The organism is Chryseobacterium culicis, from assembly GCF_900108365.1.
In the GTDB taxonomy this organism is placed as follows: domain Bacteria; phylum Bacteroidota; class Bacteroidia; order Flavobacteriales; family Weeksellaceae; genus Chryseobacterium; species Chryseobacterium culicis.
Map to the genome: position 1 here is coordinate 283,901 of NZ_FNWQ01000002.1, position 24,228 is coordinate 308,128.

The 24,228-nt window shown below is 37.4% G+C and carries 23 protein-coding genes; 16 read left to right on the plus strand and 7 right to left on the minus strand.

The genetic code is table 11. The features are described 5' to 3' along the window. Nucleotides 1-5: 5 nt before the first annotated feature. Nucleotides 6-566, minus strand: a complete 561-nt coding sequence (locus tag BLW74_RS07600; RefSeq protein ID WP_089691184.1) for a helix-turn-helix domain-containing protein — start codon at nt 564-566, stop codon at nt 6-8. Beyond that, nucleotides 563-958 carry an acyl-CoA thioesterase gene (locus BLW74_RS07605; protein WP_089691186.1) on the minus strand — a complete coding sequence of 132 codons (396 nt, stop codon included), beginning with the start codon at nt 956-958 and terminating at the stop codon, nt 563-565. The genes BLW74_RS07600 and BLW74_RS07605 overlap by 4 nt, the downstream gene beginning before the upstream one ends. 528 nt (nt 959-1,486) lie before the next feature. Here BLW74_RS07605 and BLW74_RS07610 point away from each other — a divergent pair. Then, entirely contained in the window at nt 1,487-1,846 is a 360-nt protein-coding gene (locus BLW74_RS07610) for an RNA recognition motif domain-containing protein (protein WP_089691188.1), read from the plus strand. Between the two features lie 85 nt (nt 1,847-1,931). Here BLW74_RS07610 and BLW74_RS07615 read toward each other — a convergent pair whose 3' ends face one another. From BLW74_RS07615 to BLW74_RS07625, 3 genes are read right to left on the minus strand one after another with little or no spacing between them, the layout of a single operon-like run. Next, nucleotides 1,932-3,716 carry a DUF4153 domain-containing protein gene (locus BLW74_RS07615; protein WP_089691190.1) on the minus strand — a complete coding sequence of 595 codons (1,785 nt, stop codon included), beginning with the start codon at nt 3,714-3,716 and terminating at the stop codon, nt 1,932-1,934. Nucleotides 3,717-3,739: 23 nt separating this feature from the next. Beyond that, nucleotides 3,740-4,237 (minus strand): BlaI/MecI/CopY family transcriptional regulator, encoded by a 498-nt coding sequence (locus BLW74_RS07620; RefSeq protein ID WP_089691192.1) that lies wholly within the window; start codon nt 4,235-4,237, stop codon nt 3,740-3,742. 8 nt (nt 4,238-4,245) lie between these two features. Next, nucleotides 4,246-4,848, minus strand: a complete 603-nt coding sequence (locus BLW74_RS07625) for a phosphatase PAP2 family protein (RefSeq protein WP_089691194.1) — start codon at nt 4,846-4,848, stop codon at nt 4,246-4,248. Between the two features lie 531 nt (nt 4,849-5,379). Between BLW74_RS07625 and pdhA the strand changes: the two genes are divergently transcribed. From pdhA to BLW74_RS07675, 10 genes are all read left to right on the plus strand, one after another. Then, complete coding sequence (gene pdhA, locus BLW74_RS07630) at nt 5,380-6,381, plus strand: pyruvate dehydrogenase (acetyl-transferring) E1 component subunit alpha (RefSeq protein ID WP_089691196.1); 1,002 nt, start codon at nt 5,380-5,382, stop codon at nt 6,379-6,381. Between the two features lie 84 nt (nt 6,382-6,465). Next, complete coding sequence (locus tag BLW74_RS07635) at nt 6,466-8,058, plus strand: 2-oxo acid dehydrogenase subunit E2 (RefSeq protein WP_089691198.1); 1,593 nt, start codon at nt 6,466-6,468, stop codon at nt 8,056-8,058. Between the two features lie 313 nt (nt 8,059-8,371). Then, entirely contained in the window at nt 8,372-9,040 is a 669-nt protein-coding gene (locus tag BLW74_RS07640; RefSeq protein WP_089691200.1) for an ABC transporter ATP-binding protein, read from the plus strand. Between the two features lie 82 nt (nt 9,041-9,122). Then, on the plus strand, nt 9,123-9,635 hold the full coding sequence (locus BLW74_RS07645) for a murein L,D-transpeptidase catalytic domain-containing protein (protein ID WP_228424820.1): 513 nt from the start codon (nt 9,123-9,125) through the stop codon (nt 9,633-9,635). A 27-nt stretch (nt 9,636-9,662) separates the two neighbouring features. Beyond that, nucleotides 9,663-10,340, plus strand: coding sequence for a RadC family protein (gene radC / locus BLW74_RS07650; protein ID WP_089691205.1), 678 nt, complete (start codon nt 9,663-9,665; stop codon nt 10,338-10,340). Continuing rightward, on the plus strand, nt 10,337-11,251 hold the full coding sequence (locus BLW74_RS07655; RefSeq protein ID WP_089691207.1) for a hypothetical protein: 915 nt from the start codon (nt 10,337-10,339) through the stop codon (nt 11,249-11,251). The genes radC and BLW74_RS07655 overlap by 4 nt, the downstream gene beginning before the upstream one ends. Before the next feature lie 73 nt (nt 11,252-11,324). Then, the gene (locus BLW74_RS07660) at nt 11,325-12,257 is read left to right on the plus strand and encodes a phytanoyl-CoA dioxygenase family protein (RefSeq protein WP_089691208.1); all 933 of its coding nucleotides are present in this window, start codon (nt 11,325-11,327) and stop codon (nt 12,255-12,257) included. Nucleotides 12,258-12,348: 91 nt separating this feature from the next. Beyond that, nucleotides 12,349-13,524: a hypothetical protein gene (locus tag BLW74_RS07665; protein WP_089691210.1), complete on the plus strand. Its 1,176-nt coding sequence runs from the start codon at nt 12,349-12,351 to the stop codon at nt 13,522-13,524. Nucleotides 13,525-13,548: 24 nt separating this feature from the next. Next, complete coding sequence (locus tag BLW74_RS07670; protein WP_089691212.1) at nt 13,549-14,061, plus strand: DUF7935 family protein; 513 nt, start codon at nt 13,549-13,551, stop codon at nt 14,059-14,061. A gap of 17 nt (nt 14,062-14,078) precedes the next feature. After that, a complete protein-coding gene (locus BLW74_RS07675) occupies nt 14,079-14,690 on the plus strand; it encodes an inorganic pyrophosphatase (RefSeq protein ID WP_089691215.1) in 612 nt (203 codons plus the stop codon). Between the two features lie 80 nt (nt 14,691-14,770). Here BLW74_RS07675 and BLW74_RS07680 read toward each other — a convergent pair whose 3' ends face one another. Beyond that, nucleotides 14,771-16,492 (minus strand): amidohydrolase, encoded by a 1,722-nt coding sequence (locus BLW74_RS07680; RefSeq protein ID WP_089691217.1) that lies wholly within the window; start codon nt 16,490-16,492, stop codon nt 14,771-14,773. 134 nt (nt 16,493-16,626) lie between these two features. On the opposite strand from BLW74_RS07680, the gene BLW74_RS07685 reads away from it, so the two are divergent. Continuing rightward, nucleotides 16,627-19,359 carry a sodium-translocating pyrophosphatase gene (locus BLW74_RS07685; protein WP_089691219.1) on the plus strand — a complete coding sequence of 911 codons (2,733 nt, stop codon included), beginning with the start codon at nt 16,627-16,629 and terminating at the stop codon, nt 19,357-19,359. Nucleotides 19,360-19,504: 145 nt separating this feature from the next. Here BLW74_RS07685 and BLW74_RS07690 read toward each other — a convergent pair whose 3' ends face one another. Further along, entirely contained in the window at nt 19,505-20,644 is a 1,140-nt protein-coding gene (locus BLW74_RS07690; protein WP_089691220.1) for an aminotransferase class I/II-fold pyridoxal phosphate-dependent enzyme, read from the minus strand. Between the two features lie 157 nt (nt 20,645-20,801). Here BLW74_RS07690 and BLW74_RS07695 point away from each other — a divergent pair, with 157 nt between their 5' ends. The 4 genes from BLW74_RS07695 (at nt 20,802) to BLW74_RS07710 (ending at nt 24,146) form a co-directional block, all read left to right on the plus strand. Beyond that, nucleotides 20,802-21,842, plus strand: coding sequence for a M28 family metallopeptidase (locus BLW74_RS07695; protein ID WP_089691222.1), 1,041 nt, complete (start codon nt 20,802-20,804; stop codon nt 21,840-21,842). A 105-nt stretch (nt 21,843-21,947) separates the two neighbouring features. Then, entirely contained in the window at nt 21,948-22,322 is a 375-nt protein-coding gene (locus BLW74_RS07700; protein WP_089691226.1) for a VOC family protein, read from the plus strand. After that, nucleotides 22,319-22,819, plus strand: a complete 501-nt coding sequence (locus tag BLW74_RS07705) for an endonuclease V (RefSeq protein ID WP_089691229.1) — start codon at nt 22,319-22,321, stop codon at nt 22,817-22,819. The genes BLW74_RS07700 and BLW74_RS07705 overlap by 4 nt, the downstream gene beginning before the upstream one ends. Nucleotides 22,820-22,970: 151 nt before the next feature. Continuing rightward, nucleotides 22,971-24,146 (plus strand): acetyl-CoA C-acyltransferase, encoded by a 1,176-nt coding sequence (locus BLW74_RS07710; RefSeq protein ID WP_089691232.1) that lies wholly within the window; start codon nt 22,971-22,973, stop codon nt 24,144-24,146. Nucleotides 24,147-24,228 lie beyond the last annotated feature (82 nt).

Here is a 24,228-nt window from a genome sequence, read left to right on the forward strand (position 1 = left end):
CAAACTTATAGATTATCGAGTGCTTTGCGGTTGTGCTCTTTCAGTTTTTTGAATTCAGTTGGGGTGAATCCTGTTGTGTTTCTGAATTGGGAAGAAAGATGCTGTACGCTTTTATAGCCCAGTTTTCCGGCAATTTCAGTAAGGTTGAATTCATTATATAAAAGGAGTTCTTTTACCTTTTCAATTTTCTGGAGGATGAAGAATTGTTCCAATGTAACGTTTTCGTTTTGTGAAAATGTTTTTGAGAGCGCGCTGTAGTCTTTATGGAGTTTCGAGCTCAGGAATTCCGAAAGCAGAAAGTCTTCGGCAATATCAAGGCTGCCTATTTTTACGATGATCAGATTTTTTATTTTTTCTACCGTCTGATGGGCAGAATCCATTATCCTTTCAAAGCCGGTAGTGAGCAGTTCTTTTTCTATGGTCTGCATTTTTTCAGGTGAAATTTCATCATCTGTTTCGATTTCGCCTAATAAGACTGCATTTATTTTTACATCCGCATTACGGAAGATATTTTCCACCGCAGAAATGCATCGGTTGCAGACCATATTTTTGATGAAAATTTTCATAGGCTGTTGTTTAACCTGTCTTTTACGAATTCAATCTGTGTTTTGCCGTGAGGGGCAGGATTACCGTCTGCATCAAGGTTTACCATGACAATTTTTTCTACGGTAATAATCGTTTGATGGGTCATTTTGTTTCTTACATCACATCTTAACGTAATAGAAGAAGAACCGAAATGAGAAGCTTCAATTCCTATTTCTATAATATCTCCCTGTTTTGCAGAACTTACGAAATTGATTTCAGAAATAAATTTGGTTACTACTTTTGTGTTTTCCAGCTGAATGATGGCATACAGCGCCGCTTCTTCATCTATCCACTGCAATAGTCTTCCTCCGAAAAGAGAGTGGTTGGGATTTAGGTCTTCGGGTTTTACCCATTTTCTTGTATGGTAGTTCATGTTTTTTAATAATTTGCAGTACAAATTTAGTGTTAATAGCTGATGTATTCAAAAGAAACGTATTTATTGATCTGAAAAGAATCATTCATTTTCTCAATCGTTTTATTTGGGAACAGGCTGCTATCATTTTTGCAGCAACACCGTCCATCAGCAATATTTGAATGGTTTGCTTTCCAGGGAATAAAGGCCGGGTTAAAAATTGCGAAATGTGAAATGTAATGATATAGCTTACCTCTTATTAGTTTGATAATGAGCAGTTAGCTTAACTTTTATTGTTAGTTCTTAACTCATTTTATGATAAAATGTTTTTCGGTTTAAAATGTTGATAATTAGTGTTTTAAATCATTTTCGCTGCTTGTTTCTTTTTTGGGATTCAACATAATGTGAGAAATATTTAAAAAAAGCTTTGATTTGAAATTTTTAATTGTATCTTGCATACGTTTATATTTGGAATCAATATTTGTTCATTAATTTATGTTGTTTTTCTTTTATATACCAAATTTTTATTAATTTTTTAATTTATTCAAAATGAACATTTTTGTTTCAAACATCAATTACGCAACTAAAGAGTATGAGTTGCACGATCTATTCGCAGAATTTGGTGACGTATCATCAGCTAAAATCGTTACAGACAGAGAGACTGGACGTTCCAGAGGTTTCGGTTTTGTAGAGATGGGTGATGAAGAAGGAAAGCAAGCTATCGACGCTCTTAACCAAAAAGAATTTAACGGAAAAACTTTAAACGTATCTGAAGCTAAGCCAAGAGAAGAAAAGCCAAGAAGAAGCTTTGACAACAACAGAGGTGGCGGTTACGGAAACAACCGTGGAAACGGTGGTGGATACGGTGGAAACAACCGTGGAGGTAACGGCGGAGGAAACCGTTGGTAAAAATATGAAGCGGCTCTTAAGCCGCTTTTTTTATGGAATTTATTTTCCTGTAAAGAGGCTGTCCAAAGGACAGCCTCTTTACTTTTTATTTTAGTCTGATAAGAATATAAACATTTTCGTAATAAATGCTGGCGGCATCTTGTTCAGAATATTTTTCCCGGGTAATTTCATTGAAGATAAGTTTAACATGGTATTTGCCTAAATCGGATTCCATAGCTATTTCAGGAATTTTTACATTTCCTGTTTTGTTTTTATTTTCTTCAAAAAGTCGGATGATCTGCGGTCCGAAATCTACTTCCTGTTCAGAATTTAATATTAATTTTAACGAGGACTTATCCGTCAGTTGGTCTTTAAGCTCAAATTCATCTTCATTCAGTGTCTGCGGATCTCTGCTATAGCGGTAAAAAGAAATTAAGTATTGATAATTCACAAGCTCTACTGCCTGTTTTTCACGAACAAGAACCAGTCTGTTTGTTTCGTATGGTCTGTTTTTTACAGTGACATTCACATCGGAAAATTTGTTCTGTATGTCATATCTTACAGTATAAAATTCTCCCGCGGATATTTGATTAGCCAGCTCAGTCCTGTCTTTTTCGTTTAATAACTTAGATAGAAAATCAACCTGTTTTCTTTCTGCCAGAAACACAAATTTATCAGCAATTTCATTTCTGATGGTATCATTAACTTTCTTGCTGAAATTAATTGTACCTGCACTGATGAGCTGATTCTGTTTTAAAATACTCATTAATTGCTTTTTCTGGCTTCTGTTTGCCACGCTAAAAGCGTTCAGATAAGGAAAAATAAGAGCAAAAGCGCCAAACAGGAATAAACTGATGGGAATGAACTTTATAGTAGATTTTCTGCTGAAAATACTATATACAACAATACTCAGCAGCCAAAGGGCAAGCAGAAGCACAAAGTATCTGGGCTCTGTATAGCCATATTCCAGAATTCTGGTAAAAACAGCGGTGAAAAGCAATACGATTAAAGGAACAATTGTATAGTAGAATGCTTTTGAAAATATTTTTACCCATGATCTGGCATTTTCTTCTTTCAAAGGATAGACAAGAAGCAGAGCTAAAATACCAACCGTACTGTACGCTAACACCAGATAAGAAACCCAGCCTCTTGGAAGCTCCCAGTGGATCAGGATTTTAAATGAATATAGGTAAAGAATAGCTGCATAAATAAGCAGTAAAGGGATTAAGACAAACTGAGTGAAAAACTTTAAAATAACAGGATATTTGCCATCTTGTTCAAGATTATTGAGTCCCTTATCATTAAATAAAAGAAAAATAAAACTGCTTCCCAAAATAGCGAGAACAAAGAAGGTGTCCCTGTAAACTCTGCTATGGAAGCTTAAATCAAAAAGCTGATCAACCGCTAAGATGGCCAACTCAACTCCCCCCGTTAAAACTCCTGTAAATACGGCAGTCAGAAAGGTATTGATAAAAAGATTCTTATTATACTGCCAGAATCTCAGTTCTCTGTCTTTTTCAAGAAAAGGGGCAAAAGATACCAATAAGTGGGAGAGTAGTGCCGTAACAGCAATGGTATAGATATAGATTTCTGTAAAACCACTCTTTTTATCAGGCAGGATAAGATAAAATCCTGAAAGAAAGACAATTCCGGATATATGCAGAAGCAGTTCTTTCCCGATTCTTTGTGAGAGCATTTTCAGGGCGAACATCAATGAAATTCCGAGGCAGCAGCAAATGGTAAATTTGATATAAGCGGTGATTTCACTGCGTTCTGTTTCAGCAATACATATGGCACCTGCAGAAGCTGATAAAGCCATTACCAAGATCATAGGATATCGGAAAATGACTTCATTGGCCCTGTTCAGCGTTTCCCGGAATTTTGTTTTCATGATTTGGTGTTTTTGGGTTTAGGCTAATCCTTTTTTTTCTTCTTCTTTTTATCCTTATCTTTCTCTTTCTCTTTCTCTTTTCCTTTAGTTTTCTTTTCTTTTTTCGGACTGAGGATTTCTTCGGCAATCTCAAATTTAGGTTCTTCCACCTTTGTTGGTTTTATTTCAATTTTAAGATCAAAATGTCCTTTCATATCTTCCTGGGAGATTAATTTTTCACTTAATAAAAGCTCCAGAATCTCCTTCCCGGAATTATTAAAAAAGTGATCCGAAAGTTCTTTCAATAGGAATTTTTTATACTCATCCAAAGGAACAAGTACAGTGTATTTGAAGATTCTTCCTTCCTTTATCGTGGATAAATAGCCTTTTTCAACCAATATTTTCAAATAGGTGGAAACCGTATTCTGGTGTGGTTTCGGTTCCGGATGCTGCTCCATAACGTCCTTCAGATAAAAAGATTCCATTTTCCAAAACAGCTTCATAAAGTTTTCTTCTGCGGCAGTAAGATGATGTATTTTCATAGAGTATTCTAATGTTGAAATTGAATATTGCAATAAAGATAGATAAAAGATACCAGAAAAGCTATTCCAGCCCCCATAAATACTTCTTTTACGGTGTGTCTTTTCAAAATAATACGGGTGATTCCCACCAAAGCGGCAATTCCCAGCCATACTATACCCATTTTCCAGTTCAGCGAAAAAAATAAGGCCGCTACAAATACATTGAATGCCGTATGCATAGAGCTTTTGATGGATAGATTGCTGATCTGGAGAGCAAAAAGAAGCACCAGAATAAACAGCATCACAAGATCTATATATCCGTTTCTTATGTAGTTAAAAAGAAGGTAAGAGATCACACAGGCTGCAATAAATATATATAATGTCTTCCTTTGAACGCGGTTGGAAACATCCATATTGGTATATCTTCCGGTTTTTACATTCCATACCAGCCATATGATAACCGGAACAATGATCATTAGTAATATAGGAAGAAAATAAAGGATAGAATCTTTAAAGTTGTATTGTCTGATGCTCATATATACAAAAAATAGGATCAGGGACACCAATGGATTAAAAAAATCAGAAATGACTTTTGAAATGTTGTGTAGTAATGAAGACTGCTTTTCTTCCATATTTTAGTTTAAAAACCAAATATACTATTATAACCTCAAAAAACAAGACGTGAGACAGCAGTACGATGAGCCCGGAAAAGGGTTAAATTCCTGTCTGTAAGTACATTTTTATACAGCAGATACGATTTCGTTTATTGTCATTTTTTTTTGACAGAGTGAGATCGAAATTTTTACAACAAAGAAAATTGTCTCCTGCAACAAACGGATAAAATACCCAAAAGCTATGTTAACAATAATTAAAGATAAAAGAAGTGAGGGATAAAATGGGATGAATTTTTAATATTTCAGTTCTTTCAATTGTTTAATAAAAGCCAGATCAACAGGAATGTTTTCCTTGTTTCGAAATAGAAAAAAAACAGTGGACATGCCGTTTTATAAGCCCCGGATAGGCTCGAAAATTAAGAATAATCCGTTCAGCCCGCAAATAGATTTTACAGAAAAAACGAAAAGTTATGTATGTATAGAATAAAAACAAAGTTTTTTTCATAATTTTGCTCAACTATTTCATCATAAAAAAGCAAGAGCTAACACATGAAAGAATTTTCTAAAGAGGTATACCTGAAGTGGTATGAAGATATGACAATGTGGAGAAGGTTTGAAGACAAATGCCGTTCTCTTTACCTAAAACAAAAGATCAGAGGTTTTTTACATTTGTATAACGGTCAGGAAGCTATCCCTGCCGGGTTTACGCATGCAATGGACCTTACAAAGGATAGCATGATTACTGCTTACAGATGCCACATCCATCCAATGGCGATGGGAGTAGATCCTAAGAGAATCATGGCCGAACTTTGTGGTAAAGCTACAGGTACATCCGGAGGTATGGGTGGATCTATGCACATTTTCAGTAAAGAACACCGTTTTTACGGAGGACACGGTATCGTTGGAGGACAAATTCCTTTGGGAGCTGGTATTGCTTTCGCAGATAAATATTTCGACAGAAAAGCAGTGAATATCTGTTTCTTTGGAGACGGAGCTGCAAGACAGGGTTCTTTACATGAGACTTTCAACATGGCAATGAACTGGAAACTTCCTGTAGTATTTGTTGTAGAAAACAACCAATATGCAATGGGAACTTCTGTAAAAAGAACAGCCAACCACGAAGATATCTACAAATTAGGATTAGGATACGAAATGCCTTGTCTTGCCGTAGATGCCATGGATCCTGAAAAAGTGGCTGAAGCTGCTTATGAAGCTGTTGAAAGAGCTAGAAGAGGGGATGGACCTACATTCATTGAAGCAAGAACTTACCGTTACAGAGGACACTCTATGTCTGATGCTGAACCTTACAGATCTAAAGAAGAAGTTGCTATTCATAAAAATGATGACCCAATTGAGCTTGTAAAACACAGAATTTTAGAAAACGGATGGGCTACAGAAGCAGAATTGGAAACCATAGACAATAAGTCAAGAGACTTCGTTGAAGAGTGTATCGAATTTATGGAAAACTCTCCATATCCGGATGCTGAAAAAGTATATGAGTATGTGTATGCTCAGGAAGATTATCCATTCCTAGACAAATTAGAAAACTAAAAAATAAAAATTAATTTGAAATTTGAAGTTTGAAATTTCTGAAATCTCAAATCTCAAATCTCGAGTCTCAAATCAATATAGATTATGGCAGAAGTAATTACGATGCCCCGCCTGTCCGACACTATGACGGAAGGCAAGGTGGCAAAATGGCATAAAAAAGTAGGAGATAAAGTAAAAGAAGGAGATATTTTAGCCGAAATTGAAACGGATAAAGCGGTTCAGGATTTCGAATCTGAAATAGAAGGTACCCTTTTATACGTAGGTGTAGAAGAAGGAGGTGCTGCTGCTGTAGACTCTGTTTTAGCTATTATCGGAAATGAAGGAGAAGATATTTCAGGTTTGACAGGCGGAGCTGCTGCTCCTGCTGCAACTGAAGAAAAAAAATCAGAAGATCAGCCTAAAGCAGAAACTGCTGCCCCTGCTGCTGCAGAAGTTCCGGCAGGAGTGGAAGTGATTACAATGCCAAGACTTTCTGATACAATGACAGAAGGTAAAGTGGCTAAATGGCACAAAAATGTAGGCGATACAGTAAAAGAAGGTGATCTTCTTGCTGAGATCGAAACAGATAAAGCAGTACAGGATTTCGAATCTGAATTCAATGGAGTACTATTGAAGCAGGGTGTAGAAGAAGGTGGTGCTGCTCCGGTAGATTCAGTACTGGCAATCATAGGCCCTGCAGGAACAGATGTTTCGGCTGTAGGTGCTCCAAAAGCGGCGGCTCAGCCTGCTGAAAAACCAGCTGAACAAAAAACAGAAGCTCAATCAGAAGAAAAAGCCGCTCCGGCTGCCAGCTCTTCATCTTCTGACAGAGTAGCGATTTCTCCACTGGCTAAAAAAATGGCTCAGGATAAAGGCGTTGATATTAACAGCGTTCAGGGTTCTGGTGAAAACGGAAGAATCGTTAAAAAAGATATTGAAAATTATCAGCCAGCTGCAAAACCGGCTGCTTCAGCGCCTGCGGCAAGTGCTGCTCCTGCTGCAGTCAGCTTTGTACAGGGTGAAGATACGGAGACTCCAAACTCACAAGTAAGAAATATCATTGCAAAACGTCTTTCCGAAAGTAAATTCTCTGCACCTCACTATTATCTGATGGTTGAGATCAATATGGATAAAGCTATTGAAGCAAGAAAAGAAATCAATTCTCTACCTGATACAAAAATTTCTTTCAATGATATGATCATCAAAGCTACTGCCATTGCTTTAAGAAAGCACCCACAGGTCAATTCAAGCTGGGCAGGCGATAAGATCATCCACAGAGGAAATATCAATATTGGTGTAGCAGTAGCTATTCCGGACGGTTTGGTAGTTCCTGTATTGAAGAATACAGATCAGATGACGTATACTCAGATTTCTGCATCCGTTAAAGATATGGCTTCAAGAGCTAAGAGTAAAGGCCTTAAAGCTAACGAAATGGAAGGGTCTACATTCTCTATTTCTAACCTGGGAATGTTCGGAATTGAAACATTTACAAGTATCATCAACCAACCTAACTCTGCAATCCTTTCAGTAGGAGCAATTATTGAGAAGCCAATCGTAAAAGATGGTCAGATCGTAGTTGGAAACACCATGAAACTTTCATTGGCTTGTGACCACAGAGTAGTAGACGGTGCTACAGGGGCTCAATTCTTACAGACATTAAGAACCTATTTGGAAAATCCGTTAACATTGTTACTGTAATTTTCTGGATTAAAAATACTGAAACCTCCCGCTTGGGAGGTTTTTTGCTTTCTGTAAATTAAAATGCAGGTTTCTGCCTCACTTATAGGATTTTTAAGAAACATATAGATTGAGGAATACGAACTTCTGAAAAGAAAACACTTAGCCTTTATAAATTTTTACACAAAAAATAAGCACGAAATAATTAAAAAAATTAACAAAAAAGATTGATGTAAATAGGTTAGAATCATCTAATGGGAGTAAAACTAAAATAAAATATAAACCGCTTGAAAAAGCGGTTTTTTATTTGCATGCAAATCACTATTTTTGAATCATGATTAAAGCAAGAAATATCCATAAATCGTATGGGAATTTAGAAGTACTGAAAGGAGTTGATATTCATATCAAAATGGGTGAAGTGGTTTCTATCGTAGGAGAATCAGGAGCAGGTAAGTCTACATTGCTTCAGATTTTAGGAACTTTGGACCATCCTACCCAGTCAAACAAATATGATACTGAGATTGAAATAGCAGGAGAATCATTTATTAATATGAATGATAAGCAGCTTTCAAAATTCAGAAATCAGAATATTGGTTTTGTATTTCAGTTCCATCAGCTGCTGCCGGAGTTTACGGCACTGGAAAATGTATTGCTGCCTACAAAAATAGCCGGAGCCAACGAAAGAGAGGCTATTGAAAAGGCGTATGCCTTATTTGAAGATTTAAAAATAGAACAAAGACTGAATCATAAACCCAATCAGCTTTCCGGTGGGGAAGCCCAAAGGGTAGCTGTAGCAAGAGCTTTAATCAACTCTCCCAAAATTATTTTTGCAGATGAACCTACAGGTAACCTGGATTCCAGGAACGCGGATGATCTTCACAGACTGTTTTTCGATCTTAGAGACAAATACAACCAAACCTTCGTCATTGTAACGCACAATCCAAATCTTGCAGAAATTACAGACCGCAAGTTAGTAATGAAAGATGGAATGATCATAGAATAAAAGTATACAGCACCAGATGATGAAACACTTTATTTTTCTTTTTTTAATTTTAATTTCCTGTTCAAAAGCTGAATCCCAGCAGTTGAACTCATTAAATCTGCCTCAGGCTAAAGTCTCGGAAATCAAAAACTATATTAAAGGAAAAGAATACAATCAGGAACTGGCTGTTTTTATCAACTTTAAGATACCTTCCGGGAAATACCGTTATTTCATCTATAATCTGGAAAAGAATGTCATCGTACAGCAGGCTGTAGTGTCTCATGGTTCAGGTTCTGTAATTCCGAAATCGGATGCTTTGAAATTCAGTAATATTGAAGGATCCTACCAGTCTTCTCTTGGAAAATATGCTATCGGAGAAAGCTATATAGGAAAATTCGGAAAAGCATATCGTTTAAAAGGCGTTGATCCTACTAACAGTAACGCTATGCAGAGAGCCATCGTTCTGCATTCTTACGGCTGTATTCCGGATGTAGAATCCAAGGTTCCGGCGTGTCTGAGCTTAGGATGTCCGATGCTTTCTGAAAATGCTCTGAAAGCATCAGCAAAATACCTTGATAAGTCTACCAAACCTGTAATTCTCTATGCTTTCTATTAACTGATAATTCATCTCAAATTTTTTCCCATGGCCATAAAACTACTTGCAGAAGATGACAGACCCAGAGAAAAGTTTTTGCAGAAAGGCAAAAGCTCTCTTTCTGATTCTGAGCTGCTGGCGATTATTATGGGCAGTGGAAGCAGAGAGGAAGATGCTCTGGAGCTGGCAAGAAAAATTTTAGCTTCGGTTAATAACAGCTGGAACCAGTTGAGCCTCCTTTCCGCCAAAGATTTGATGAAATTCAAAGGCATCGGAGAAACAAAAGCGATTTCAATTATCTCAGCTTTAGAAATAGGTAGAAGGAGGGCAGTACAGCAAATTCCGGAAAAAGCAATCATCGGTAACAGTAATGATGCGTATATGGTTCTAAGAAATCAGCTATCAGATTTAAGAACAGAAGAATTCTGGGCTATTTTACTGAATAATAACAATAAGGTAATCCATGTGTCACAATTGACGCACGGAGGAATAAGCCAGTCTATTGTAGATGTAAGGGTTTTGTACAAAACCGCACTGGATCATTTTGCAACAGGTATCATTATTGCCCACAACCATCCTTCCGGAAGTCTAAAGCCGAGCCGTGAAGATGTCAGTATTACACAAAAAATAAAAGAGGCCGGAAATACTCTAAATATTCAGCTTTTGGACCATATTATTGTTACGCAGGATTCCTACTTCAGCTTCTCGGACTCTGGATTATTATGATTAGAAGATTAAAATACCATGAAATTGATTTTGTAAAATATGCTCAGTGTTTAAAAAATTCCGAACAAAGAAAATATTCTGCTACAAAAGATTTCTTAGATACTACGTCAACAATGCCCTGGGAACTTCTTGTTTATAAAGATTATGAGGCTGTAATGCCCGTACCTTTTGTCAGGAAATATGGACTGAAAATCGTTCATAATCCAAAACTTTGTCAGCAGCTCGGTGTTTTTTCCCGAAAAGATAATATTGATCTCAATGAGGCTTTTTTAGAATATCTGGAGACAAATTATTTGATCAGAGCATATCCGTTTAATGATGCAAACCAGCTCCGGACAAAGATCAGGATCAAAAAGAACTTTATACTTTATCCTGATACTTACGAAAAAGTTTATGCCAGATATTCTCCCAAAAGGAAGAGAAAATTAAGACTGAGTGAAGAAGTTTTGAAACAATCACAGATTAAAACTATCTCCTTTGATAAAGGAAAAGCTTTTATCGAGGCCAATACCATAGGGCTTAGTAAAGATAATGATCTGGGTGAATTCATGAGGATTTTTGAAAGTTTTTATCTAGTGAATTATCTGAAATTCACTGCTTTTTATTACCAAAATAGAATTATCAACGTTATAGCTACCTATACAGACTGCAATATGGTGGCACTTTTGGGCAATTTTAATGATAAGGATTATGTGAAATTATCAGGTGCTTCTGTGTTGATTGATCATCTACTTAAGGAAAATATCAATACTCATATTTTTGATTTTGAAGGAGGAGAGTTGCCCAATATTGAAGAGTTTTTCAGAGGATTCCGCCCGGAACTGAGACCTTACGGAATTATTGAAAATTCAAAAAAGAATCTTTTAAAAAAATTAGGAAGCCTTATCATCAGAGGAAAATTTTTTTTATGATGAAAAGCATTGTTTAGATTGGTTCTAATTAAGTAATAATCCTTACCTTTATAACATCCTTAGTAAAACAGCTATGTTACAACAGATTCGTCAGTACAAACTATCATACATGCTTTATAACCTGTTTAAAAAGAGTAAACTGAAGCATAATATTCCATTGTATAAAAAATACGGAATCAATAAGAGCTATTTTTCAAGTATTTCAAGTAAAGATTTTGCCCACCTTCCTGCCAGCGATAGAAAAGTAAATTATGCAAAACTTACAGAAACTCCTTTTTTTAAGAAACTGACACAAGAAAATAAAGAAAGTGCTCTTCAGTATGATGACCGTGGATATATGATTCTCAGAAACTTCATCACAACGGAAGCTGCAGATCAAATCAACACCGAAATTGATAAGCTGATGAAGGACGGGACACTGAAATTTATTTATGGGGGAAAGCTTATGTTCGCCATCCATCATTCAGAAATCATTAAAAACATAGGAAGCGATAAAGAATTGCTGGACTTTTTATCTGTTTTACTGGACGGAAAATCTAAGCTATTTCAAAGTATCAATTTCATTAACGGAAGCCAGCAAAAAACGCACTCGGACAGTATTCATATGACCACGTATCCATTAGGTGGATTACTGGGAGTCTGGATCGCACTTGAAGATGTGGATGAAACCAATGGAGCGCTGCATTACATTCCTAAAAGCCATAAACTCCCGTATTTCCTGAATTCTGATTACGATAACGAAGGTACAGCCCTGAAGATCGGTAAGAAAAGTTACAGAGCATATGAAGCTTTTCTTGAGGATAAAGTAAAAGAGCTCGGCCTGAAAAAAGAAATCTTTAAAGCTAAAAAAGGAGATTTACTAATCTGGCATGCCAATATTCTTCATGGAGGAGAGCCCCATACAGACAAAACCAGAACAAGAAAAAGTCTTGTCTATCATTTTTTTGATGAAAATAGTGTCTGCTACCATGAAGTGACCCAGAGGCCGGCATTATTTGAACTTTAACAGAAGTTCTGGCTTTCTTATAAAAGCTTTTTATTAGAATACGGATTTAAAAAGATAGTTTTTTTACATTTGCATTCTTATAATACCATGTATGAAAAAAAGGGGAAATATTCTTGTCTTTATATTTTCAATCTACGTATGCTTCATGTCATACTACCTGTATACCCACCATTATTACAACACTGATATGGAAGCATATATGGGGCTTATTTATAAAACAGAGTATCCCGATATGAAGATTGAAGAAATTCATAAGAAGGTATATGATGAACTGCGGGAAAAGAATCCCGACTTTGCCGGTTTAGGTCCTGTGGATCCCATGGTGGAAGAAGTAGCGAAGGGGGAGAGTACGTATTATAAAATTATCTCACAAAATCCCAAAGCTTACGAGGAAGAATTACAGCTTTTTGTGGTAAAACCTTTTTATAACTTTATCAACTGGTCGTTCTTTAAACTGGGTTTCAGCGCATCTGCCTCTACTTCTTTAATTTCTATTATTTCTTATGTCCTTATCCTGATCTTAATTTTCGGCTTTTTAATTAAAATCCTGAAAAATTATAGTTTAGCCTTTATTATCGTTATTTTAATTTCGATGTTTAAGCCTCTTCCGGAATCCACAAGGCATGTTTCTGCAGATACTTTATCATGTTTGCTGCTGCTTTTGAGTTTTTATGTATTTTTAATCAGAAAAAATTTCTTTCTTGCAGGGATCTTTGCCATGCTGTGTATTCTTACAAGACCTGAATATTTCATTTTCTATACATTCCTGTATGGTCTTGTTTATCTTTACAGAAATAAGCTTGAGGTGAAAACAGCTCCTTTATTATTATCATATGGATATCTGTTTCTTTCCTTCGCTTTGATACAGGCTTTTAATCAGGTCGCCTGGTCTACGCTTTTTATGAATCAGTTTACAAAAGTTCAGATTTATCCTGTTTCAAATCCGGATCCGTTTTCGTTTTCAGAGTATATTCAATTTATTAAAAGTAAAATAATGCTGGAATTTAATACTTCTTTTTTTCCGCTTTTGCTGATTTTTATTGTGATTATTGTGGCGAACAAATTTTCTCTTCACAGCAAAAAGAATCAGGCACAGGTCTTATTTTTCGCTATTATATATATAACGGTAATGCTGAGGTTTCTTGTTTTTCCTTCTCTGGTAAACAGAATGATGCTCGGCTATTATCTTATCATTATACTGGCACTGGTCTATATACAAAGTTCTAGAGTGGATATCTTTAAAAACTCTTTAGAAGACGGAAAATAATTAGTAATTTTGCAGTCTAAAATTATGACGAGTCTTTCAGGATATTTACCCTATGCATTTGCATTGATTATTGCAATTCCTTTTTTGGTTTTGCTAAGACAATTTGTACACTCGTACATTACCCTTAAAAACCAGGAAATCAAACTACTTAGCGTGAAATCAAATTCAGAGAATAAGGCGCATTCCTACGAAAGAATGACCTTGTTTCTGGACAGAATAAAACCTTCAAACCTTATTCAGAGATTTGACAGAGGTCTTGCCGTTCATGAGTTTATCTTCCTTACAGAGAAAGCCATTAATGAAGAATTTGAATATAACTCATCACAGCAGTTATACATCACAAAAAATTCATGGAAGAATATAGTAGAGTCAAAAAACGCCATTATAGATTTACTGCATACAACCTATGACGGACTGAAAGGAGAGGTTCAGCTGGATGAATTCAAAACAGTTTTCATCATGAATTATATGGAAAGCAACGATTATATCGCTGAAACTATAGAAGATCTAAGAAAAGAAATTTTAATAATAACTTAAAAAATAACAGATAAATAATGATTCCAAATTTTAAAGCACATCCATGGCACGGAATTTCTGCAGGAGAAGATGCGCCAAATGTTGTAAACGTATTTGTGGAAATTGTTCCTTCAGATACTATTAAATATGAAGTAGATAAAGAAACAGGATATTTAAAGGTAGACAGACCGCAGAAATTTTCTAACATTATCCCTGCTTTATATGGTTTTGTTCCAAGAACATACTGTGATAAAGAAGTGATGAGACTTGCCGTAGAATCAGGAGCCACTGATGTTACGATGGGAGATCATGATCCTCTTGATATTTGTGTTTTAAGTTCTCACAACATCCACGCCGGAGGTCTATTGATGGAGGCTATTCCAATCGGAGGATTCAAAATGATTGATGGTGGTGAAGCTGACGATAAAATTGTCGCGGTAATGATCAATGACCATGCTTTCGGACACTTCAGAGATATTGCTGAATTACCGGAAGCTGAAGTAAGAAGGTTAATGCACTACTTCCTTACGTATAAAAACCTGCCGGATGAGCCTGCAAAATGCAGAATCCAGGAAGTGTACGGAGCTGAGCACGCAAGAAAAGTGATCAAAGCTTCTCAAACAGACTATGCAGATAAATTCGGAGGATAAGACTTTCCTTCCAAAGCATAAAAAAAGCAGATGAATTTCATCTGCTTTTTTTATGACTGTTTTATTCTGTATCAACCGACTCAGTTTCTTTTGTATACGGAATTTCCTTCTTTTATGGTTTCAAGAACCTTAATATCTCTTAACTTTTCAGGGCTTATCGTTAAAGGATTCTGGTCCAGAATAACAAAATCCGCTATTTTACCTGCTTTAATAGAACCTTTTCTGTTTTCTTCCTGCAATTGATACGCACCGTTAATAGTAATTGCTTTTAAAGCTTCCATCGGAGAAATTCTTTCATGGGGTCCTAAAATCATTCCTGAACGCGTTTTTCTGTTCACCGCTGCATATACCGCAGTAATCAGATCTGGTGGTGTAACCGGGGCATCATGATGAATAGTAAATGTAATTCCTGCTTTTAATGCTGAATTGGCCGGGCTTATAAAAGCTGCTCTCTCAGGACCGAAAACACTTGAATAATGCCAGTCTCCCCATAAATAAGCATGAGTGGAAAAATAAGAAGGAATTACCCCTAATTCTTTTATCTTTTGAATATGATCGGGGCGGCTGTTCTGTACATGAATTAATGTTGCCCGCAGTTCCGGACTGTAAATATTCTCATCTTTTAATCTTTTAATAACCCGTATAGCCTGATCAATTGCAGCATCCCCGTTTACATGAAGCTGCGCGGTTATATGATGTTGAAAAAGTATTTTCAGATCGTTATATAGCGTTTCATCCGTGAAGATGGGAAATCCCCTGTAATCTTTGGACTGACCTTCTGGAGGAACAAAATAAGGCTGGGTAAGCCATGCCGTTTTTCCTTGCGGTGAACCATCATCCGAAAATTTGAACCCTGCCAGTTTCAAACGATTTTCATACTTCATATACTTTGGCTTGAAACTGCTGAAATTCTTTTTGAAATATTCGTAATCAGGAAAGTACACAATATCAGCTTTAAAAAGGTGCCGGGAGGCTGCTTTTTCCAGCAGAGCAACGCTTTCTCCCATAGTTCTCCCATCACAGATAGTGGTCTGCCCATAGCTGAGCCATTCATCCTGGGCTTTCATCAGATTTTCCATCGCATGAGCCTCGGTATCTTGACCTTTACTCATTTTCTCGGTTAAGGTTAATAATGCAGTAAAGCTTGCATTCTCTTCCAGTTTTCCGTTCAGTTTTCCTGTCTTTTTATCCCTTCCGATGTGTCCTCCTTCAGGGTCTTTTGAGGTTTCTGTTATTCCAACAAGTTGTAACATTGCACTGTTTGCTACGCTGGCATGTCCGGAAGCATGGATAACAATAATGGGATTGGTTTTACTTATTGCATCCAGTTCTGCTTTTGTTGGATGACGGTGTTCTGTCATAATCGCATCATCATAACCATTTCCGATAATTGGCTGCTCATCTGTAGTTGTATGGTCTTTAATATAGCTTCTAATCCTCATCTGCAAATCCTGGATCGAATTTACAGTGCCATACGGTTCCGGAGACAGATCAACTGCATCCATAGTTCCTGCTCTTGAAGTAAGATGCCCATGAACATCTATAAATCCTGGAAGAAGCGTTTTTCCCTTTAGATGGATCATTTTAGTAGCTGGCCCGGAAAAACGTTCGGCCTCGGTTCTTGTTCCGGTAAAAAGTATTTTGCCTTCTTTAACTGCAACAGCTTCAACCTGGGGAGAAGAATCTTCCATTGTGAGAATAGGCCCCCCAAAATAAAGTATTTCAGCTTTTTCTTTGGGAATATTATGTTGGCAGCTGCTTATAACTGCACATAAAAAAATAGTGTATAATATCCTTTTCATAAATAATTAATTCAAATCATGGTGATAAACAAATTTACAAAATAATAGATTATTATTAATGAATTTTATTAAGTGTTTATAATTTCATTATATTTATAAGGCTAATCTCAATTATTAATATAAAATAATAAACTATGGATCTATTTGTTTTAGTGCCAGTTTTTGGTGTCGTAGCTTTGCTTTATACATTTCTTCAGAGCAACTGGGTCAATAAACAGAATGCCGGAAATGAAAAAATGAAAATCATCAGCGGCCATATTGCAGACGGTGCAATGGCCTTTCTAAAGGCTGAATACAAAATCTTAACGTACTTCGTTGTTGTGGTTGCTATTTTATTGGCCGTAATGGGATCTACAAACGCCAACTCACACTGGAGTATCGGAATTGCCTTTGTTATAGGAGCTGTTTTCTCTGCGTCAGCAGGATTCATCGGGATGAAAATCGCTACCAAAGCAAATGTGAGAACTGCTGAAGCCGCCAGAACTTCACTCTCCAAGGCTCTTAAAGTCTCTTTTACAGGAGGTTCTGTAATGGGAATGGGGGTTGCGGGGCTGGCTGTTCTTGGTTTAGGAGCTTTATTTCTGATCATTAAGCAGATTTTTGCACCGGAAGCTACAGTAGACTCCCATGAAATGGAAAAAACCATTGAAATTCTTACCGGATTTTCTCTTGGCGCTGAATCCATTGCGCTTTTCGCGAGAGTAGGCGGCGGTATTTATACAAAAGCTGCAGACGTAGGGGCCGACCTTGTAGGTAAAGTAGAAGCCGGAATTCCCGAGGATGATCCGAGAAACCCTGCTACCATTGCAGATAACGTAGGAGATAATGTAGGAGACGTTGCGGGAATGGGAGCGGACCTTTTCGGATCTTATGTAGCAACGGTTCTGGCCACTATGGTATTGGGTAGAGAGACTGTTTCTGATGATGCTTTCGGAGGTTTTGCCCCAATTCTTTTACCAATGCTGATCGCAGGAACAGGAATTATTTTTTCGATGATCGGAACGTTATTTGTGAAAATTAATGATAATGAAGGTTCGTCCACTTCCAGTGTTCAGAACGCGTTAAACCTTGGAAACTGGGGAAGCATCGTCATTACGGCCATCGCATCTTACTTTCTTGTAACGTACATATTACCAGAAAAAATGGTTCTCAGAGGCCATGAATTTACCAAGATGGGAGTGTTCGGAGCCATCATGGTAGGTCTGGTAGTAGGAACTTTAATGAGTATAATTACGGAATATTACACTGCAATGGGCAAAAGACCTGTTTCCAGTATTGTAAGACAGTCTTCTACCGGCCATGCAACCAATATTATCGGCGGACTTTCCGTAGGAATGGAATCTACTTTACTCCCGATTCTTGTCCTTGCAGGAGGGATCTATGGTTCTTACTTATGTGCCGGACTATATGGAGTGGCTATTGCTGCCGCAGGAATGATGGCTACTACAGCAATGCAGCTTGCCATTGATGCTTTTGGTCCTATTGCAGACAATGCCGGAGGTATTGCCGAGATGAGTGAACTTCCTAAAGAAGTACGTGAAAAAACAGATATCCTGGATGCTGTGGGAAATACAACAGCAGCCACAGGTAAAGGATTTGCCATTGCCTCAGCAGCTTTAACGGCGCTGGCTTTATTTGCTGCATTTGTAGGAATTGCAGGAATTGACGGTATTGATATCTACAGAGCAGATGTTCTTGCAGGGCTGTTTGTTGGCGGAATGATTCCGTTTATCTTTTCATCGCTGGCCATTACAGCAGTAGGACAGGCGGCTATGGCTATGGTGGAAGAAGTAAGAAGACAGTTTCGTGAAATTCCGGGAATTCTGGAAGGAAAAGCACAGCCGGAATATGAAAAATGCGTTGCTATTTCAACCGATGCCTCCATCAGAAAAATGATGCTGCCTGGTGCTATTGCAATCATTTCACCTTTGTTAATAGGATTTATCTTTGGACCGGAAGTATTGGGAGGATTCTTGGCGGGAGCCACCGTTTGTGGGGTTTTGATGGGAATGTTCCAGAATAATGCAGGAGGAGCCTGGGACAACGCAAAAAAATCATTTGAGAAAGGCGTGGATATCAATGGACAAACGTATTACAAAGGTTCAGAACCTCATAAAGCATCTGTAACCGGAGATACCGTGGGAGACCCTTTTAAAGATACATCAGGGCCGTCCATGAATATTCTGATCAAGTTGATGTCCATCGTTTCCTTAGTGATTGCACCTACTTTGGCCGTTTTACACAAAGATAAAATAGAAGCGAACAGACAGGCAAAAATTGAAAGTCTTACTGGGATTTCAGGTGCTGTAACAGGTGTGAGTGGAGATACAAAAACAATTATTGCCGTTCCGGGAGAAATAAAAGGCCACCTTAATGAAAACGGAGATTTTGTATATGAAACAGGAAATATTCAGAAAATAAAACTGAACGGAGGAAAAACAATTGCCATTGGAGACGGAAGTCAGCTTTACCAACTTTATAATGCAGTTAAGCAAAAAGATAAATCTGCTTTGGATCCGAATAAATGGTATACCATTGAAAATCTATATTTTGAAACAGGTTCAAGTGATCTTAAAGCAGAATCTGCTCTTCAGCTGAATACGCTGGCTGAGATATTAAATGCCTATCCTGATCTCAAAATAAAGCTTGGCGGCTATACAGATAACAGCGGTAACGAAGACAGTAATCTTAAATTGTCCAATTTGAGAGCACAGACAGCAAAATTGAAATTGCTTGAGCTGGGTATTGCGTCAGACAGAATAGAAGCCGAAGGATACGGTTCGCAGCATCCTGTATGTGAAGCAAATGATACTGACGAATGCAAAGCAAAAAACAGAAGAATTGATGTAAGAGTACTCGCTCTTTAAAATCAATCAAAAAATACTAGAAAAGCATCGCCCTGGCGGTGCTTTTTTATTGATTATCCTTAAAAATAAAACCTGCACAAATAAAATATCCATAATCATCTGTGAAAATCTGTGCGGTCTGTGGGGAAAAACAACAGCAGAAACATCAAAGATTCCTTTTCAAATGCTCCAGAGCCTGAATAATCAGCTCATCTTTCTTCGCAAAACTAAACCTTATATAATCAGAATTGTTTTTTGAATGATAAAAGGCAGAAAGAGGAAGGCATGAAACTTTTTTCTCAATCGTAAGCCATTTTGAAAATTCCACATCTGTCATTGTTTTAGAAATATTCCTGAAATTAACAATCTGAAAAACACTCCCTTCCGATTTCTGTTCTACCTGTAAAGGCGTTTCTTTAATCAACTCATTAAAAATATCCCTCTTTTGCTGCATGAGCCTTTTGTTAATTACCGGATCAAATAAATCAAGATACTTAGCGATTGCATACTGTGCCGGAGCGTTTGCGCTGTAAGAAATATACTGCTGATGACACTGGAATTTTGCTGTTAAAGTTTCAGAAGCAAGCATATAGCTCACTTTCCATCCGGAAGTATGAAACATTTTTCCAAAAGAAAAAATACAGAAAGTCTTTTCCCTGAGTTCAGGATGAATAAAAGAACTGTAATGTTCTGCCTCATCATAGCAGTACGTGTCATATATTTCTTCGGAAATCAGATAAATATCTCGGTCTTTAATCAGTTCATAAAGTTGATGCCAGTCTTCCTTTTTCCATATTTTTCCCGTCGGATTCTGAGGAGAATTGATAATAACAGCTTTGGTTTTTTCACTTATGCAGCTTTTGAAAACTTCCCAGTTGATGGCAAAATCTGCTTCTAGATCATAATAAACCGGAATCCCGCCATTCATTACGACTGCAGGAGCATAAGTATAATAAGAAGGCTGGATGATAATTACTTCATCACTCTGATTAAGAATTGATTTCAGGGAAGTATATAAAGCAAAGGTTGCACAGGGAACCACTGTAATTTCTTTATGGGTAACAGAAATGCTGTTTGCCCGTTTGGCATTGAAACGTATGATGCTTTCAATCAGCAGGGGATTACCGGCAAGCGGTTCGTAGTGATGGGTGCCGTTGTCAGCAGCTTCCTTTAAAAATACAGTAAGACGTTCATCAATATCAAAATCCGGAAGACCCAGAGAAAGATCAAAGCTTCCGTGCCTGGCTGCCAGTTCGGACATTTCCGTGAAAAAGGAATAATGAGTAAATCCGTAAATTTTATCCACCTATTTTGTATTTTAATCAAATATAATAAAAATTCAATATCATATTTAATTTAAAATTAACAAATTGTTAGATTTGTTATGGATTTCACTTTGTGTTGTTGGTTGTAATGATGCTGCTATTCAATAAAATTTGTTATTTTTAAGAAATTTATTCTTTATGAAAAAAATACTTATCCCGTTATTGGCCATGGCTGTGATGACCAGTTGTGGAACGGCAAACATATCCAATGGAAATACTTCCCATCCTGTATCTACCAAGCACAGTAAAGCATTTAACAATGCCTATAAAGAGATCAACGCAGCAGATTTAAAGAAAAATCTGTACGTGATTGCGGCAGATGATATGGAAGGACGTGATACAGGAAGCAAAGGACAGAAGAAAGCGGGTGAGTATATGATCAATTACTATAAAAATCTTGGTATTTCCGCACCTAAAGCCTTAGGATCGTATTATCAGAAAGTACCCTCTGAATTTATGAAGCAGAGAGGAGGAGGCAATCTTCCTGACTCCGAAAACATATTGGCTTTCATCGAAGGAAGCGAAAAACCAGATGAAATTGTTGTAGTTTCTGCACACTATGACCACGTAGGAACAAAGAATGGAGTAGTCTACAACGGAGCAGATGATGACGGAAGCGGAACTGTAGCTGTAATGGAAATTGCCAAAGCTTTCCAGCAGGCTAAAAAAGCAGGAAAAGGACCTAAAAGATCTATTCTGTTTCTCCATGTCACAGGGGAAGAGCACGGTTTGTTTGGTTCAGAGTACTATTCCGAACATCCTGTTTTCCCATTAGCCAATACAGTTGTGGATCTTAATATTGATATGATCGGACGAGATGATCCAGCCAACAGAGGAAAGCAATACGTATATGTAATTGGTTCTGAGATGTTAAGCTCCCAGCTTAAAGTAATTAACAAAGCCGCTAACAAAAGAACCAACAACCTTGAGCTTAATTATAAATATGATGATCTGAATGACCCTGAACAATTGTACTACCGTTCGGATCACTATAATTTTGCCAAGCATAACATTCCTGTAGCTTTTTTCTTTGATGGGATTCATGAAGATTATCACAAGCCAGGCGACGACCCTGAAAAGATTGATTATCAGCTCCTGGAAAAAAGAACGCAGCTTATCTTTACTACAGCCTGGGATATTGCCAACAGAGAAGAAAGAATTGTTGTGGACAGAAAATAATCAACGGTTTTATTGGGGCTGGCCTGATCCTTAACAGGTTTTTAATCCCCGATAAGGATTAAGTGAATTTAACAGAAGCCCCAAAAATTGATAAAACAGAAGATAATGAAACCAAAACTGAAATCCATCAGACCATTTATCGGCGCAAAGAATTTTGAAATCAGCAGAAACTTTTACAGGGATCTGGGATTTGAAGAAGTTATTCTCGAACCTAAATTATCACTTTTTACCCGTGAAGAAATTGGCTTTTATCTCCAGGATTATTACACAAAAGATTGGGTTGACAATACCATGGTATTTATGGAAGTTGCAGATACTGATGAATTCTGGAAAGAACTTTTGTCTTTAGAACTTACGGATAAATACGAAAATGTAAGACTTACTCCTGTAAGAAAGATGGATTGGGGAAAAGAATGTTTTGTTCATGATCCATCCGGAATTTTGTGGCATTTCGGTGAGTTTTTTAAAAGAACTATATGATTTACGCGTTTGATACCTATTATTATGAAGATTATGCTAATACCGTGTGTATTGCATTTGAGGACTGGTCATCTGAAAATGAAGTGGAAACTTTTATAGAGCAGATTCCCGTGAGTTCAGAATATGAAAGCGGAGCTTTTTATAAGAGAGAATTACCCTGTATCGTAAGCCTGCTGAAGAAAATTACTTTAAGGCCCGGAGATATCATTGTTGTTGATGGTTATGTTACTTTAGATAATGACGGGAAAATTGGTTTGGGAGGACACCTTTATACTGAATTGGAAGAAAAGTATCCTATCGTCGGGATTGCCAAAAATGAATTCACAACGCCGGATTCCCAGCGCAGAAGGGTATTGCGTGGAGAAAGTAAAACACCGCTTTTTGTTACAGCAAAAGGAATGAATGTAGATGAAATTCAGCTAAAAGTTGAACAGATGCATGGCAGTTACAGAATTCCTACGCTCCTGAAAAAATTAGATCAGTTAAGCAGGGCATAAATTAAAAAATCTTACCGCTCCGGTAAGATTTTTTTTTACTTTAATATACCGATTGGTATATTTTGTTTATCTTTGTTGTATCCCCGAAGAAATAGAAGGGATTTTTTTTAATTAAAAATATACTGATCGGTATATTGTAAAACAGAAAACTATGAAAGAAGTATTTATAGTAGCAGCTAAGCGCACTCCTGTTGGTGGTTTCATGGGAAGCCTTTCCGCATTTACAGCACCTCAGCTGGGTGCTCTTGCCATTCGGAATGCTTATGAAGGCATTGCTCTTTCCCCGGAGCATATAGACAGTGTGTATATGGGAAATGTACTGAGTGCAGGGCTTGGACAGTCACCGGCAAGACAGGCTGCGATTTTTGCTGATATTCCGGTTGATAAAGACGCTTCAACCATCAACAAAGTCTGTGCATCCGGTATGAAATCAGCAATGATCGGAGCTCAGCAGATTCAGCTTGGGTGGGAAGATATTGTCATGACCGGAGGAATGGAAAGCATGAGCAATGTTCCTCATTATGTAAAGCTCCGCCAGGGAAATAAGCTGGGAGATACTAACCTCACCGATGGATTGATTAAAGACGGGCTATGGGATGTTTATAATGATTTCCACATGGGAAGCGCAGCCGAATTGGGAGTGAAAAAATATGGACTTACCAGACAGGAGCTTGATGATTACGCTTTGTTTTCCTACCAGAGAGCTCAGGACGCAGCCAAAAATGGTAAATTCAATAGTGAAGTAATCGAGGTAAAGACCCAAAAGAAAAAAGAAATTACAATTGTTGACAGAGACGAAGATATTGACAAACTGATCCCGGAGAAAATTTCTCTGCTGAAACCTGCATTTGAGGCAGACGGAACTCTTACAGCCGGCAACTCCAGTAATCTCAATGACGGGGCAGCAGCTATACTATTAGCATCGTCTGAAGCTTTGGAACGTCATAATCTTAAGCCTCTGGCCAGAATAGCTGCCTATGCAGATGCAGCCCAGTCACCGGAATGGTTTACGACTTCACCTTCCATAGCGATTGAAAAACTGTTAAAACAAACTGGTCTTAAACTGACTGATATAGACTTTTTCGAAATTAATGAAGCGTATTCCTCTGTGATCTTATCCAATCAGAAAATTCTGGGCTATGATATCAGCAAGGTAAATGTGTACGGAGGAGCCGTTGCACTGGGCCATCCGATTGGTGCTTCAGGTGCCAGAATTATAACCACTTTAGTGAATGTTTTGCGCGAGGAAAAAGGAAGATTTGGAATTGCCGCCATCTGTAATGGAGGAGGAGGTGCTTCTGCAGTTCTTATCGAAAATGTAAGCTGAAAAGATAAAATACCTTAGATTTCAATGATGATAATAAAAAGATCTTTCTTAAAGGTAAAATTTTGAGAAGGATCTTTTATCG